Origin of the sequence: Nocardia sp. NPDC060259 (assembly GCF_042728775.1) — a bacterium.
Taxonomy (GTDB): domain Bacteria; phylum Actinomycetota; class Actinomycetes; order Mycobacteriales; family Mycobacteriaceae; genus Nocardia.
Window position 1 is genome coordinate 1 of record NZ_JBHXAY010000063.1, and the last position, 14,584, is coordinate 14,584.

At 68.5% G+C, this 14,584-nt stretch carries 16 protein-coding genes; 6 read left to right on the top strand and 10 right to left on the bottom strand.

The genetic code is table 11. The features are described from left to right. Nucleotides 1-1,320 (bottom strand): MFS transporter (locus ACFWF2_RS21785; protein WP_379309261.1); only part of this gene is annotated, 1,320 nt, incomplete at its 3' end. Between the two features lie 77 nt (nt 1,321-1,397). On the opposite strand from ACFWF2_RS21785, the gene ACFWF2_RS21790 reads away from it, so the two are divergent. After that, nucleotides 1,398-2,024, top strand: a complete 627-nt coding sequence (locus ACFWF2_RS21790; RefSeq protein ID WP_379309263.1) for a helix-turn-helix domain-containing protein — start codon at nt 1,398-1,400, stop codon at nt 2,022-2,024. 9 nt (nt 2,025-2,033) lie between these two features. On the opposite strand, the gene ACFWF2_RS21795 is transcribed toward ACFWF2_RS21790, so the two are convergent. From ACFWF2_RS21795 to ACFWF2_RS21825, 7 genes are all read right to left on the bottom strand, one after another. Then, nucleotides 2,034-2,654, bottom strand: a complete 621-nt coding sequence (locus tag ACFWF2_RS21795; protein ID WP_379309264.1) for a YitT family protein — start codon at nt 2,652-2,654, stop codon at nt 2,034-2,036. A gap of 88 nt (nt 2,655-2,742) precedes the next feature. After that, entirely contained in the window at nt 2,743-3,255 is a 513-nt protein-coding gene (locus ACFWF2_RS21800; RefSeq protein ID WP_379309265.1) for a methylated-DNA--[protein]-cysteine S-methyltransferase, read from the bottom strand. 25 nt (nt 3,256-3,280) lie between these two features. After that, nucleotides 3,281-4,915: a DNA-3-methyladenine glycosylase 2 family protein gene (locus ACFWF2_RS21805; RefSeq protein WP_379309303.1), complete on the bottom strand. Its 1,635-nt coding sequence runs from the start codon at nt 4,913-4,915 to the stop codon at nt 3,281-3,283. A gap of 181 nt (nt 4,916-5,096) precedes the next feature. Next, nucleotides 5,097-5,267 (bottom strand): YbdD/YjiX family protein, encoded by a 171-nt coding sequence (locus ACFWF2_RS21810; RefSeq protein WP_355276576.1) that lies wholly within the window; start codon nt 5,265-5,267, stop codon nt 5,097-5,099. Nucleotides 5,268-5,368: 101 nt separating this feature from the next. Then, a complete protein-coding gene (locus ACFWF2_RS21815; protein ID WP_379309266.1) occupies nt 5,369-7,621 on the bottom strand; it encodes a carbon starvation CstA family protein in 2,253 nt (750 codons plus the stop codon). A 124-nt stretch (nt 7,622-7,745) separates the two neighbouring features. Next, complete coding sequence (locus tag ACFWF2_RS21820) at nt 7,746-8,156, bottom strand: VOC family protein (RefSeq protein ID WP_379309267.1); 411 nt, start codon at nt 8,154-8,156, stop codon at nt 7,746-7,748. A 4-nt stretch (nt 8,157-8,160) separates the two neighbouring features. Next, nucleotides 8,161-9,003, bottom strand: a complete 843-nt coding sequence (locus tag ACFWF2_RS21825) for a helix-turn-helix domain-containing protein (RefSeq protein ID WP_379309268.1) — start codon at nt 9,001-9,003, stop codon at nt 8,161-8,163. A gap of 375 nt (nt 9,004-9,378) precedes the next feature. Between ACFWF2_RS21825 and ACFWF2_RS21830 the strand changes: the two genes are divergently transcribed. The 4 genes from ACFWF2_RS21830 (at nt 9,379) to ACFWF2_RS21845 (ending at nt 12,538) form a co-directional block, all read left to right on the top strand. Next, a complete protein-coding gene (locus ACFWF2_RS21830) occupies nt 9,379-10,290 on the top strand; it encodes a zinc-binding alcohol dehydrogenase family protein (protein ID WP_379309269.1) in 912 nt (303 codons plus the stop codon). 80 nt (nt 10,291-10,370) lie between these two features. Then, the gene (gene ychF / locus ACFWF2_RS21835) at nt 10,371-11,450 is read left to right on the top strand and encodes a redox-regulated ATPase YchF (RefSeq protein ID WP_379309270.1); all 1,080 of its coding nucleotides are present in this window, start codon (nt 10,371-10,373) and stop codon (nt 11,448-11,450) included. Between the two features lie 555 nt (nt 11,451-12,005). Then, nucleotides 12,006-12,218, top strand: a complete 213-nt coding sequence (locus ACFWF2_RS21840) for a hypothetical protein (protein WP_379309271.1) — start codon at nt 12,006-12,008, stop codon at nt 12,216-12,218. Between the two features lie 71 nt (nt 12,219-12,289). Further along, the gene (locus ACFWF2_RS21845; protein ID WP_379309272.1) at nt 12,290-12,538 is read left to right on the top strand and encodes a hypothetical protein; all 249 of its coding nucleotides are present in this window, start codon (nt 12,290-12,292) and stop codon (nt 12,536-12,538) included. Here the strand turns inward: ACFWF2_RS21845 and ACFWF2_RS21850 are convergent. Further along, nucleotides 12,518-13,096 (bottom strand): TetR/AcrR family transcriptional regulator, encoded by a 579-nt coding sequence (locus ACFWF2_RS21850; RefSeq protein WP_379309273.1) that lies wholly within the window; start codon nt 13,094-13,096, stop codon nt 12,518-12,520. The two genes, ACFWF2_RS21845 and ACFWF2_RS21850, sit on opposite strands and share 21 nt — an antisense overlap. A gap of 42 nt (nt 13,097-13,138) precedes the next feature. On the opposite strand from ACFWF2_RS21850, the gene ACFWF2_RS21855 reads away from it, so the two are divergent. Continuing rightward, entirely contained in the window at nt 13,139-13,993 is an 855-nt protein-coding gene (locus ACFWF2_RS21855; RefSeq protein ID WP_379309274.1) for a phytanoyl-CoA dioxygenase family protein, read from the top strand. A gap of 25 nt (nt 13,994-14,018) precedes the next feature. On the opposite strand, the gene ACFWF2_RS21860 is transcribed toward ACFWF2_RS21855, so the two are convergent. After that, nucleotides 14,019-14,579, bottom strand: a complete 561-nt coding sequence (locus ACFWF2_RS21860) for a TetR/AcrR family transcriptional regulator (protein WP_379309275.1) — start codon at nt 14,577-14,579, stop codon at nt 14,019-14,021. Between the last annotated feature and the right edge of the window lie 5 nt (nt 14,580-14,584).

A 14,584-nucleotide genomic window follows, 5' to 3' on the forward strand; every position in this document is an offset into this window, starting at 1 on the left:
GGCCAGCCCCGTTCGATAGGCGATGTCGGGTGCGGCCGCCGACGATTCGGTCACCTTCTGGGCCAGCAGCAACAGCGCCGTGACACCGATCCCGGACCCGATCCGGCCCGCCGTGTTCACGATCCCGGCCGCGGTGCCCGCCACCGTCGGCCCGACCGCGGTGACGGCGGGCTGGGTGACCCCGACGAACGCCGCGGGCAGTCCGATGCCGAGCAGAATCGCCCCCGGCAGCACATCGACGACATAGCCCGCGTGCTCGGGCATGCGGGTGAACAACAGCATGGCCAGCGCCTGCAGCCCGAGCCCCGCCGCGAGCACCCATCGCGCGCCGAATCGGTCGAGCATCGCGGGCAGGACCGTGCGCGACACGATGATGTTGACCACCGCGACCGGCAGCACCGCGAGCCCGGACAGGGTGGGGCTGTAGTGCTGCGTGTGCTGCAGGTAGAGCGCGAGCAGCGCGAACACCGGCACATGCGCTGCCCCGACCAGGAAGTTGACGACCGCGGACCCGCTCACCTGCCGCACACCGAACATCGACACCGGCATCAACGGATGCGGGCTCCGCAGCTGGATCAGCACGAAAACCACCAGCAGCGCGACGCCCGCGCCGAGCAAGGCGATCGGACGTACACCCTGATCGGGAGCGCCCAGTGCGCCGATCCCGTAGCCGATCAGCAGCAACGACACGGTGCCGGTGACCGCGCCGGGCAGATCGAGCTGCCGTAGGGCGGCTGCCGCACGCTGAGTGTCGTTGGGCAGCAACCGGATTCCGGCGAGCGCGAGCACCCCGACGGGCACATTGATCAGGAAGATCGACGGCCAGCCGAAGACATCGGTGAGTGGTCCGCCGAGCGCGGTACCGAGGGCCGCGCCCGCCGCGCCCATGGCACTCCACATGCCGAACGCCCGGTTGCGGGCGGCCGGTGTGGTGAAAACGGCGGTGAGCAGCGCGAGCTGGGCCGGGATGAGCAGCGCGGCGCCGACCCCCTGCGCGGCGCGGGCGGCGATGAGCACCGCGGCCGACGGCGCCAGCCCGGCCAGCCCCGAGGCCAGCGTGAACAAGCAGAGCCCGAGCGTGAACATGCGCCGCGCGCCGAGCAGGTCGGTGGTGCGGCCGCCGAGCAGCAGGCAGCCGCCGAAGGCGAGCAGATAGGCGTTGGTCACCCAGCCCAGCCCGGACTCGGTCAGGCCGAGCTCGGCGCCGATGGTCGGTAGCGCCACATTGAGCACCGTCGTGTCGAGGAAGACGACGAGTTCGACGGTGGTGATGAGCAGCAGGATCAACCGCTCGCGCGGCGACAGAAGGGAACCTGACATGGCCGAACCTCTCGCTAGAGCAATACTCTAGCGAGAATGTCACTGGAGTGAAGCTCTAGTCAAGTACGATCGAGGACATGACGGAACGCACCGCCGGAGTCCGCGCGGCCAAGACCATCGCCAATCGCGCCCGGATGCTCGCCGCGGCCAAGGAGTTGTTCATCGACCGTGGGTACGCGGCCACCACGATGAAAGCCATCGCCGAGCGGGCGGGGATGGCGGTGCAGACCCTGTACTTCACCTTCGCCACCAAGCGCGCGATCCTGCTCGAGTTGCTCGACACGGAGATCGCGGGCGACGCCGAACCGATCGCGACGATGGACCGCCCGTGGTTCGCCGAGGCGGTCGCCGCGCCGCCCGCCGAGCAGATCCGGCTGCAGGTGGCCGCGGCGGCGCGGATCCACGCCAGGGTCGCGGCCATGCTCGAGGTGGTGCGCTCCGCCGCCGCCACCGATCCGGAACTGGCCGAGATCTGGCAGACCAATCTCGCCCAGCGGCTGACCGTACAGCAGCGGCTCGTGACGGAGCTGGCGGCGAAAATCAGGCTGCGAGAAGGTGTTTCGGTGGATCGCGGTGCCGATATCGCACTCGCGCTCACCGCGCCGGAGACCTACCGGCTACTGGTCGGAGAGCGGGGATGGTCGGCCGAGGAGTGGCAGGAATGGGTCACCGGCGCACTGACCGATCAGCTCATCGGCAGATAGCGGCCGAGGTTACGCGGCGATCGGCTCTGGTTGCGGCTTCGGGGCGAAACCGGGCAACCATCCATCGACGTACGGAATCATCACCTGGATCAGCGGCCCGATGCCGAAGGCGTAGACCAGGGTGCCGATTCCCACACTGCCGCCGAGCAGCCAGCCGGTGATCAGCACCGTGGCCTCGATGCCGGTGCGGACGGACCAGACCGGCCAGCCGGTGCGGGCGACCAGTCCAGTCATCAGTCCATCGCGGGGTCCTGGACCCATGCCCGCACCGATGTAGAGCACGGTCGCGGCGGCATTCACGATCACCGCGACGACCATCGCCAGCACCCGGACCCACAGGGCCTCGGCCGCCGGGATCAGCCACAGGCCCGCGTCGACCGCGATCGCGATCACGACCACATTGCTGACCGTGCCGAGCCCCGGCTTCTGCCGCAACGGAATCCACGCGAGCAGCACGGCGAGGCCGGTCACCGCGGTCACCGCGCCGAAACTCAGTGGCACGTGCGCGGCGACACCCTGATGGAAGACGTCCCACGGATCGAGCCCGAGCCCGGCCCGGATCATCACCGCCATCGACGTCCCGTACAACCACAGACCGGTGTAGAGCGCGATCAGGCGACGAGTGAGCATGGGTATCAGCATCCGGTCCCACTGGACCTCATAAAAGAGCCACTCGCGGGATACTGGCCTGATCTATGCCGACGTCGGCCGCGGACTTTCAGCTCTCGTGCGCGAGCAGCCACCGCTTCGCTTCGAGCCCCCACCGGAACCCGCCCAGCTGACCACCGATCCGCAACACCCGATGGCACGGCACGAACAGCGCCGCCGCATTACGCGCACACGCGTTCGCGGCAGCCCGGGTCGCGGCGGGCCGACCGGACAGCCCGGCGAACTCGGTATACGTGACCGGCTCACCCGCGGGCACCTTGCGCAGGATTTCCCAAGCGTGGGTGAGGAATTCACCCGAGTGCTGACGCACCGGGATCGGGTCGATCGCCGTCAGATCGCCTGCGTGATAGTCGATCACCGCCTGGGTGACCGCACCGAGGGAATCCCGCAGGCGCAGTTCGGTGGGGCGCAACGAGGAGTGGACGACGCGAGTCAGCTCGGTCGGATCGCCGGTCCAGCCCGAGGCGAGCACCGCGCCGTCGGTATCGACGATGGCCGTGAACGGCCCGATCGGCGTCGGCACCGTGGCGACGTCGGCGCGGCGAGTGATGGTGGCAGTCATGATGTTTCGCTTCCGGTCGAAGAATTCACGAGTAGGTGGGCGTCGGCACGGCGCCACGCTGCACGAGTGCCGTTTTCCACAGGTGCATGGACAGATAGGAGCGCCACGGCGCCCATCGGGTGGTGTGCCCGAGATCCACACCCGCCAGCGCCGCACCTTGGCGGACAACAAGATCGGTGCCGAGCAGGACGTCGGGGTCGGCCAGCGATCGCATGGTGACGTAATCGGCCGTCCACGGCCCGACGCCGTCGAGTGCGAGCAGGTCGTGGCGAAGCTCGGCGGCGGTGCGGCCAGAGTGCAAGACCAGATCGCCGTCCGCGATGGCGCGCGCCGCGGACACGATAGCCGCGACGCGACGCGCCGGTCCCGTCAACACTTCGGCACCGCGTTCGGCCACCACGGCAGGCGTCGGGAACAGTCGCGGGACCGGTCCCTCGATGCGCTCGCCGAGCGCATCGACCAGGCGCGCGGTATGCGTCGCCGCCGCCTGTACCGAGATCTGCTGGCCGATCATGGTGCGCAGCAACAATTCCGGGCCGTCCAGGCAGCCTGGCACGCGGATCCCCGGCGTGAATCCGTGCCCCGCGCGGGCGCGGTCGTCATCCCCCGTAGCCGGGGGCGGTGTCAACCCGGCGGGGGCGCGACGGTGGCCGTCGCCCGGCCGGGCGATTCCGTTACCGCCCCCCGGCATGCCCGAATCGACAGCGGTGACCGATGATTCGCCGTCGACGCCGTGGTCGGCGCTGCTGCCGTCACCGATAGTCCGCTGCGCGATCCGCAGCGCGTCATCGATCCCGAGGGGATCGGCATCGAGATCGAGCAGATGCCGCACTCGCGCGACGGTCGGCGCGAGGTCACGCATGTCGCGCAGCGCCAGCTCGGCCCGCACATGTCCCGGCTGGAACGACAGCCGGATCGTCGCGTGCCCGTGCGGTGTGCGCAGACTGCGCGTGTAGACGCCGTCTTCCCACACCTCCATGCCGGGCACGGTGTGCGCCGAGAGGAACCAGGCCAGCCAGCCGGTATCGAGCGGTTCCCGATAAGGCAGCCGCAAGGTCAGCAGACCGGGCGTGGCCGGGGCGACGACATCCGAGCGCGGGGAACGGCGCGATTCGGTCCGCATGGTCGTCGGGCTCACCGCGAAGACCTCGCGCACGGTGTCGTTGAACTGGCGGATACTCGCGAACCCGGCCGCGAAGGCGATATCGGACATCGGCATCTCGGTGGTCTGGATGAGCAGCCGCGCGGTGTGCGCGCGATGCGCCCTGGCCAGCGCGAGCGGCCCCGCGCCGAGCTCGGTGGTGAGCACCCGGGTGAGCTGACGCTGCGAGTAACCCAACGTCGCGGCCAGTGCCGGAACACCACCCCGCTCGATCACGCCGTCCCCGATCAACCGCATGGCCCGCGCGGCCAGATCGGCCCGCACATTCCACAGCGGTGACCCGGGCGCGGCGTCGGGCAGACACCGGCGGCAGGCGCGATAGCCGGCCTGCTGCGCCGCCGCCGCGGTCGGTAAGAACGAGACGTTGGCGCGCTTGGGCGTGATCGCCGGGCACGAGGGCCTGCAGTAGATACCGGTCGTGCGCACCGCCGTGAAGAACTGCCCGTCGAAGCGGGAGTCCCGGGTCGACACCGCTCGGTAGCAGCGCTCGAAGTCCATCGCCGTGATCGTCACGGGTTCCACAATGCCCGCATCCACAGCGGGGTGCTAGCGGGAATCGGCCACTTATCCCCCGGGGCTCCGCTACGGATTTCCGTCGCTGATGAGGTCGCCCGGTTTGCATTGCGGCTCCCGGCGCGGCGCGGTGAGCGTGGGCACGCGAACCGCCCGGCGCCGACTCTCAGCAGCAGCGGGTGGTCGGATTCCGCTCGGCTTCGGCGTAGCGGTCCCGCCAGTACTGGCGCTCGCTCGGCACCGGACATCCGGGGTGCGTGCGCCGCAGGTGATCGACGTAGCGCTGATAGTCCTGACCACCGTTGATCGCGCTGTACCACCGGGCGACCCCGCGCACGCCGCCCCACAGCCGGGCCAGCAGCGCGCGGGCATCGGGGCGGGACGCAGGGGCGCGGACGGCCGATCCGATGAACCGGCCGTCCACATCCCGTGACGCACTCACGACACGTGCGCCGATCCGGGCGCGGTCACCTTGCCCTCGGCGATCAGCACGTCCCACTCCTTCTGCACGTCCTTCTCCGCGGCGGTCGCGAGGAAACCGCTGGGCGCGAAGATCTTCGACGGCTGCTCCTCGGATTCGGTGCTCGACACCGTGCCCGAGCGGATCGCCCGCGCACAGACGATCGCGCCGACCGCGGCGACGATCAGCACCAGCACCGCGAACACGATCGAGAGCGTGCCCTGGATGAAGGTGTTGCGGATCGCGATGTCGACCTGTTCGGGTGTCTTCGCCGTCAAACAGCCCTTCCCCGCGTCCTTGGCCGCCTGGCACAGGCTGTGCTGCTTCCAGTATCCGAGCTTGGGATCCTCGGAGAAGATCTTCTGCCACGACGCGGTCATCGTGACGAGCAGATCCCACGCCAGCGGAACACCGGGAATCCACGCCCACTTCCATTGGCCGCGCTTGACGATGATCGTCAGCACGATCGTCAGCGCGATCGCGGCGAGCAGCTGGTTGGCGATGCCGAACAGCGGGAAGAGCGCGTTGATGCCGCCGAACGGGTCGTTGACGCCCATCAGCAGCACGCCGCCCCAGCCAGCGACGACCAGCAGCGAGCACAGCCACGCGCCGACCCGCCATGACGGATCACGGAACTTCTTGAACCCGCCGCCGAAGTTGCCCAGCGCGTCCGAGACCAGGAACCGCGCGACCCGGGTGCCCGCGTCGATCGTGGTGAGGATGAACAGCGCCTCGAACATGATCGCGAAGTGGTACCAGAACGCCTTCATGGACTCGCCGCCGAGGAACTTGTGGAAGACCTCGGAGATACCGACCGCCAGGGTCGGCGCGCCACCGGTGCGCGAGATAATCGAGTTCTCACCCACGTCGGAGGCCGCGTCGGCGAACAGCTCCGGCGTGGCCGGCGGGCCGGACAGGCCGAGCGTATTCGTGTAAGCCGCAGCCTTTTCCGGGGTGCCGCCGGTGAGGCCGACCGGCGCGTTCATGCCGAAGTACAGGTGCTGATCGATGATCGAGGCCGTGATGATCGCCATCACCGCGACGAACGACTCCATCAGCATGCCGCCGTAGCCGATCATCCTGGCATTGGATTCCTTGGCCAGCAGCTTGGGCGTCGTCCCCGAGGACACCAGGGCGTGGAACCCCGACAGCGCGCCACAGGCGATGGTGATGAACAGGAACGGGAACAGACTGCCCGCGAAGGCCGGACCCGTTCCGCTGTACGCGAATTCGGAGACCGCGGGCGCCTTCAGCACCGGCATCGTGATCAGGATGCCCGCCGCCAGCAGCACGATGGTGCCGACCTTCATGAACGTCGACAGGTAGTCGCGCGGGGCGAGCAGCAGCCACACCGGCAGCACCGAGGCGAAGAAGCCGTAGGCGATCAGGCACCAGGCGATGGTGGTGCGCGAGAGGGTGAACCAGTCGGCGCCCCACTCGGTTTCCGACACCCAGCCACCACCGACGATTGCCGCGAGCAGCAGCACGATGCCGATCGCGGAGACCTCGCCGACCTTGCCAGGGCGCAGGAACCGCAGGTAGACGCCCATGAACAGGGCGATCGGGATGGTCATCGCGATGGAGAACACGCCCCACGGGCTCTCGCCGAGGGCATTGACGACGACCAGCGCGAGCACCGCGAGCAGGATCGTCATGATGGCCAGGATCGCCACGATCGCGGCGACACCGCCGACCGCGCCGAGCTCGTCGCGGGCCATCTGCCCGAGGCTGCGGCCGCGCCTGCGCGTGGATGCCCACAGCACCAGGTAGTCCTGCACCGCGCCGGCGAACACGACGCCGACCACGATCCAGATCGTGCCGGGCAGATAACCCATCTGCGCGGCGAGCACCGGGCCGACCAGCGGCCCGGCGCCCGCGATGGCGGCGAAGTGGTGACCGTAGAGCACCCGCCGGTCCATCGGCATGAAATCTTTGCCGTTGTCGTAGATCTCGGCGGGCGTGGCGACGTCGTCGCGCGGCTTGGTGATCTTCCATTCGATGAACCGCGCGTAGAACCGGTACGCGATGATGTAGGTACAGACCGCCGCGACGACGATCCACACCGCGTTGACCGACTCACCTCGGACGAACGCGATGATCGTCCACGCGATGGCGCCGAGCACGGCGATCCCCGCGAACACGGCCTTCTTGGCGGGCGTGATCGGCGTGCGATCGACGACACCGACCGGAGGTAAGTCCGGGTCGGTCCGCAGATATTCGATGGTCGCCATCAGTCAACTCTCCTGGTATAACGCGCAGAGCCTTGGGTGAAACATCGACAACGTAGCCGATCGGCCCAGCGCGCCGGACAGGATCACCCACCGTCGCGCCCAAGATGAAATTTTGTTCAGCTGGTCATTCGCCGCGGTAGGTGCCGAAGCTCCAGAGGTTGCCTTCGGGGTCGGCGGCGCTGAAACCGCGGGAGCCGTAGTCCTCGTCGCGCAGGCCGCGGATGATGCTGGCGCCCGCCGCGACCGCGCGATCGTGCAGGGCATCGGGTTCGTCGGTGACCAGGTAGAGCGAGGCGACGCCGGCCGGGCGGGAGCCGAAGGGGCTGTCGTCGCGGCCGGTGGAGCCGAACATGATGCCCCCGCCCGCGGGCCAGCGCAGTTCGCCGTGTTCGACGACCGACGCGTCGTCGTCTCTGGCGTAGACCGCCCTTACTTCGAAACCGAAGGCGGTGGTGAGGAATTCGATCATGGCGCGAGCGTCGTCGAAGGCGAGGCAGGGCCACACGGTGGTCTGGGTGTTGGTGGAAGTGTCCATGTCTTCAGCCTTCCGCTGCGGGGGCGTTCGGGTCTTGGACGGATGGAATCTCCTCGGCCAGCCAGGTCGTCGGGGCGCAGCCGGCGAGCTCGGCGAAGTCGCGGTTCAGGTGGGCCTGGTCGTAGTAGCCGCAGGCGGCGGCGACCTGGGCGATGGAGACATAGGACGGTGTGTTCGCGAGCATCCGTCGCGCCCGTTCGAAGCGGATGATCCGGGCGGCCAGTTTCGGGCTCGCGCCGAACTCGGCGGTGAACTTGCGGGTCAGGTGCTGGCGGCTCCAGCCGATCCGCTCGGCCAGCGGGGTGATCTCGCAGGTGCCGCCGGTGCCGACCAGCGTGCGCCACGCCCAGGTGAGTTCGGGGCCCGCGAGGGCTTCGGAGCGCGCGGCCGCGGTCAGCGCGCGATCGCAGGCGGCGAAGCGGCCTGGCCAATCCGGTTGCGACTGCACGGCATCGGCGAGCTGGTCACCTAATGGCCCACTGGCGTCGGCACATTCGATCGACACGTCCCACAGTTCGCTCGCGGGCATCCCGAACAGGACCCGGCTGCCCAGCGGCGTCAGCTCGATCGCGACGCCCTCCTGGAAACCGGTGTGCGCGATCATCGCCGGGCTCGCCTGCAAGCCGCTCAGCACGCAGCGGTAGTTGCCGGGGGCCTGGTGCGGGTCGGTCTGCTCGACGACGTCGATGGTGGGGCCGATGGCGACGATGAAGGTCATGTGCCGCGAGGGCAGGCCCCGGTGCAGGCCGGGTTCGAATCCCACGAGCCGGTAGCCGATATAGCGGTCGATGAACGCCGCGAGAATCGGCGCGGGGGCCGCGGTCACCACCTCCGTGGTCGCCTCCATACGGCAACGCTACGCCGGGAGTCGGGGCTGCGGCCATGGCTGCTGCGAGGATCGCGCAGGCACGGGCTCCGTCAGGGCCTGTTCGAATTCCGCCGCAGTGCTCCGAGTATTCACTGAACGCTCAGATGGTGCCTACGCCCTAGTAGTGGGTGCCGTAGGCCGCGCAGATGACACGGTGGCGGATGCGCCCGGCGCAACCGCAGCGGTGTGGCGTGACGCACGCGTCCGCTGCGCCGTCGCGGGGTAATCCTTTTGTGAAGGTGCTCTCCGTGCCCCGTGCATGGCGGTGAGATTTAGCACTCACAGGTCCGTGAGCTGTGGTTACGCGCACGCGGCCGGTTACCGTTGCGCCTTCGCCCAATCTCAGGAGGTGTCATGCGGCGAGTTCGGTACGAGCGCAGCGGTGGTCCGGAGGTGCTGGAGGTCGTCGCGGCCGAGGTGCCGGTGGCTGGTCCCGGTGAACTGCTGGTCAAGGTCGAGGCCATCGGGGTCACCCTGTCGGCGATCCGGCGGATGAGCGGTCCGCAGCAGTTGCGGGCCGAGGTGGCCGGTGAGGTCGTCGCGGTCGGTGACGGGGTCGACGGGTACGCCCCCGGCTACCGTGTCGTCGGCCTGTGCGCCGACGCCTACGCCGAATACGTCGTGCTGCCCGCCGATCAGGCGTCCGCGATTCCCGACGGCGCCTCCGCGGTCGACGCGGTCGCGTTGATGCGCAGCGGTCTGGTCGCGCTCGGCGCGCTCGACACCGCCGCGCCGCGCGAGGGCGAGACCGCCCTGATCACCGCCGCCGCCGGTGGTGTCGGCCACCTGGCCGTGCAGCTGGCCCGCGTCCGCGGTGCGGGCTGGGTCGTCGCCGCGGTGTCCGACGAGGCCAAGGCCGATTTCGTGCGCGGACTCGGCGCCGACGAGGTCGTCACCTACGACCAGTTGCAGGCCGCCAAGCAGGCCGACTTCGCCCTGGACGGCGTCGGCGGCACCGGTCTGGGCGCCGCGCTCGGTGCGCTCGCCGAGGGTGGACGGGTCGTCACCTACGGCACCGGCGGTGGACTCATCGACACCGAGGACCTGCTGGCGGGCGGCAAGACGCTGTCCGGTTTCCGCATCGGCCGCCTCGCCCAGCGCGACCCCGCCCGCTACGAGGACCTGCGCCAGGAGGTGTGGCAGTTCTACGCCTCCGGCCTGCTGCACCCCGTCGTGCACGCCGAGTTCGCCCTCGACGACGCCGCGGCCGCGCACGCGATCATCGAGCAGCGCGCCAACCTGGGCAAGGTCGTCCTGGTTCCGTGATCACCGTCGGCCCGCCCCGCCTGTGCGGGGCGGGTTCCGGTGGTTCGGCGACAGGCCGCACCGCGTAGACTCTGCTCCTCGTGAGCCTCACCCTCGGAATCGTCGGCCTGCCCAACGTCGGAAAGTCGACGCTGTTCAACGCGCTGACCAAGAACGACGTGCTGGCCGCGAACTACCCGTTCGCGACCATCGAGCCCAACGTCGGCGTGGTCCCGCTGCCCGATCCGCGCCTGGACAAGCTGGCCGAGATCTTCGGTTCCGAGAAGATCGTGCCCGCCGTCGTGTCGTTCGTCGACATCGCGGGCATCGTGAAGGGCGCCTCCGAGGGCGCTGGCCTCGGCAACAAGTTCCTGGCCAACATCCGTGAGGCCGACGCCATCTGCCAGGTGGTGCGCGTGTTCGCCGACGACGACGTGGTGCACGTCGACGGCCGCGTCGACGCCGCCGCCGACATCGAGGTCATCGAGACCGAGCTGATCCTCGCCGACCTGCAGACCCTCGAGAAGGCCATCCCGCGCCTCGAGAAGGAAGCCAAGGTCAAGAAGGACCGCAAGCCCCTGCTCGACGCCGCCAAGACCGCCCAGGAATTCCTCGACGCGGGCACCACCCTGTTCGCCGCGGGCAAGAAGATCGACGCCGACCTGCTGCGCGAACTCTCGCTGCTCACCATCAAGCCGTTCCTCTACGTCTTCAACGCCGACGAATCCGTCCTCACCGACGAGGCCAAGGTCGCCGAGCTGAAGGCCTCCGTAGCCCCCGCCGACGCCGTCTTCCTCGACGCCAAGGTCGAAGCCGAACTCCTGGAACTCGACGACGAATCCGCCCTCGAACTCCTCGAGTCCATCGGCCAGACCGAACCCGGCCTGCACGCCCTGGCCCGCGCCGGCTTCCACACCCTCGGCCTGCAGACCTACCTCACCGCAGGCCCCAAGGAAGCCCGAGCCTGGACCATCCACCAGGGCGACACCGCCCCCAAGGCCGCGGGCGTCATCCACACCGACTTCGAACGCGGCTTCATCAAGGCCGAACTCGTCGCCTACAACGACCTGGTCGACGCGGGTTCCATGGCGGCAGCCAAGGCCGCGGGCAAGGTCCGCATGGAGGGCAAGGATTACGTCATGGCGGACGGCGACGTCGTGGAGTTCCGCTTCAACGTGTAATTCGTTGCGCTGACAACCTGCCACGCAGTCGTGGAGAAATGCCGTGAGGCTTGCGATCGCTCATCGCGGCGATGGAGTGATCTTCCGATCACGTAGTCGGACTCCTTCACGATCTCCAGCGCGACTGCGTGATCCCCACCGACGTTCCGGCCGTGTCTGCAATCATGCGAACCGGCCGGTTCACGAGATCGGGCTATGACAGCAATTGGCGTCCGCGGGGCGCCGCCCTTTCTGCGGTGTGGGACTGGGTCTACCAACGGATGTCTATCAGGACCGGGCCGAAGTCCAGATGAGCGTTTCCGGCGTTGTCGATGTAGTCGATACGCGCTGCACGGAGGGCCTCGGCGGTTCGACTGCTGATGTCAGGGCTCGCGACGAGCAGGCGATGGGCATCGTCTTGACGATCGAGCCGCGAGAGCTGACAGGGTGAGCGCCCCTGGTGTCAGGGGCGACGGAACCTGGGTCTGTGGACTGGGGCGTTGCGGCGCATAGCGTGATCTTGGCTGCTTTCGGAGTAGTTGAGCAGTTCGCAAAAATAGAGCAGAAGGAATTTCGATGAAGCGATCACTCGCCGCGGTCACTCTGGCCGGCGCGCTCATGCTGGCCCCGATGGCCACCGCGAACGCGCAGCCCTCTGCCCCGGCCCCGGCCACCCCCGCCGCAGCCGAACCAGTTGCCCTGCCGCCCGACTTCAACCCCTTCCATGTCCTTCTGGAACTGCTTCATACCGGATCGTCCAGCCTCAGCGGCGGATCGAAGGTGTCCTGAGGCTCTGGGCGAAGTAGGGCCATCCGCGCACAATGGCCGCCGCACCGATCTAGCTGCCGCCAGGTCATGGCGTGGAGATGGACGGGTACTCCGATGCGCTCAGGCAGCTGATCTGCCAGCGGGTGATCGATACGTTCGAACAATCGGCGGGTGGCCTCGGGATCGAGTTCGAGTCGCTGGCTTTGGTTTTTCGTCCGGAACCTGGCGAGATCCAGGGGCCGGAGATCGCGTCGTTGTTCGGGTTCGTAGATCATCGATGGATGACCTGGCGACCTGGCGAAGAAGCATTCGAGTACCTGTCAGGCGATTCCGAGGGCTGAGGCGGTCAGGCGCCATAGGCGGTCGGCTGCTTGCTGCTGGTCGGCGGGGGGCGTCGATCGGAGTTGCTGGGCGATGCCGTGGCGTAGGCCGCCGATGACGTAGGCGCCTGCGCTGGCGGGGTCGAGGGCGGTGGGGAGCTGGCCGAGGGATTGGCCGTGGCGGATGTTGTCGGCGGCCATGGCGCTCATGGTTTCGATGTGGACGGCTTCGAGTTCGGCGAGGTCGGGGTCGAGGGCGGCGCGGGTCAGCAGGATGGGGGCCAGCGGGTCGGCGAAGTGGTAGGCGACGAAGAGCTGGGTGCGTTCGCGTTCGCGGGTGGCCCAGTCGGCGTCGGCGGGGAGGTGGGCGTCGGCGATGGCGTGGCGGAGGCCGTCGTAGAAGCCGTCGTAGATCGCGGCGAGGAGTCCGCTCTTCGAGCCGAAGTGGTGATAGAGCGCACCCGTGCTCAGCTTGGCCCTGCGGGTGAGCGCGCTCAGTTCCAGTACGCCGTTGCCGCGGACCAGTTCCTCGCGTGCGGCGGTGAGAAGTTGTTGACGTCCGATCGGGGCACGTGCCATATTCAGAGCATAACAGAACTCAGTTATGTTCTAGGAGTCGCCGTGAGCAGCGAAGTGTCCTCGTTGACCGATTTGGGTGGCGATCTGGCCGGTACGTACCGGCGGACCGTGAGCAGTGGGACGACGATCGATCCGGCTCTCGCCGAGGCGGACCTGGCCGCGGTGCTGCGCGACGGGTACGTCGTCCTGCCGGACCTGCTCACGCCGGAGCAGCTGGACGAGATCCGCGAATCCGTGGGGCCGCTGCTGGATCGGCACGGGCGCAATCACTTCGAGGGTCACACCACCCAGCGGGTGTACAGCGTGCTGAACAAGACGGCCGGCTGTGATCGCATCGCCGACCATCCGCGAGTGCTGGCGCTGCTCGATCGGCTGTTCCTGCCGAACTATCTGCTGTCGATGCTGCAGGTGATCAACATCCTGCCCGGTGAGCAGGCGCAGATGCTGCACACCGACGACGGCTTCTATCCGATTCCGCGACCGCGGGCCGCGCTCGGCGCGGCCACGATCTGGGCGATCGACGACTTCACCGCCGACAACGGCGCCACCGACATCATCGCGGGCAGTCATCGGTGGGGCGATCGGCTGCCCGCGGAATCCGATCGCGCGCCCGTGGTGATGTCGGCGGGTTCGTGTGTGTTCTTCCTCGGCACCTTGTGGCACGGCGGTGGCGCCAACCGAAGCGATCGGCCGCGCTTGGCCGTGACCGCGCAATACTGCGAGCCGTGGCTGCGCCCGCAGGAGGCGTTCACGCTCTCGACCACCCGGGACACTGCGCGCCGGGTGTCCGAAGACCTTCGGCGCATGCTCGGCTACAGCATCCACCCGCCCTTCATCGGCCAAGTCGACGGCATGCATCCGAAGCGGCTGCTGGAACCCGGCGCCCAGGCGCTGTGATCCGGTGCGCCGGAGGTGGATCGGCCTAACTCAATTCGAGTTCGATTGCGCCGGTGAGAAGTTGGCGGGCTCGGGCCAGGTCGAGGGAGCCGCTGTGCCAGCGTTCACTGAGGCCTTCGACCAGGGCGGTGAGGCGTTCGGCGGTGGCCGTGGCGTCGACTGTCGCGGCGACGGTGCCGAGGTCTTGGGCTTCGCGAATCAAGGATTCCACGTCGGTGTTCCAGGCTTCGGTGGTGGTGCGCAGGGGTTCGCGGAGGTCGGGGTTGAAGGCGGCGCTGGCGCGCAACTCACCCCAGGCGATGCTGGTTTCGCGGACTTCGGGGGTGTCCTGGAGTTCGCGCAGGAGCATGTGTTCGAGCTGGGTGCGTGGGTCGGTGGTCGGGGTGTCGGTGTAGGACTGGGCACGGTGGTTGATGTGTTCGAGGGCGGCGTGCAGGATGCCCGCGCGGTCCTTGAAGTGGTAGTAGATGAGGGCCGTCGACACTTCGGCCGCGGTGGCGAGTTTTTCGACACGCAGGCCGCGTACGCCGTCCTGGGCGATGACGCGGACGGCGGCTTCCAGGATCTGGGTACGGCGTTCCGACACGGTTC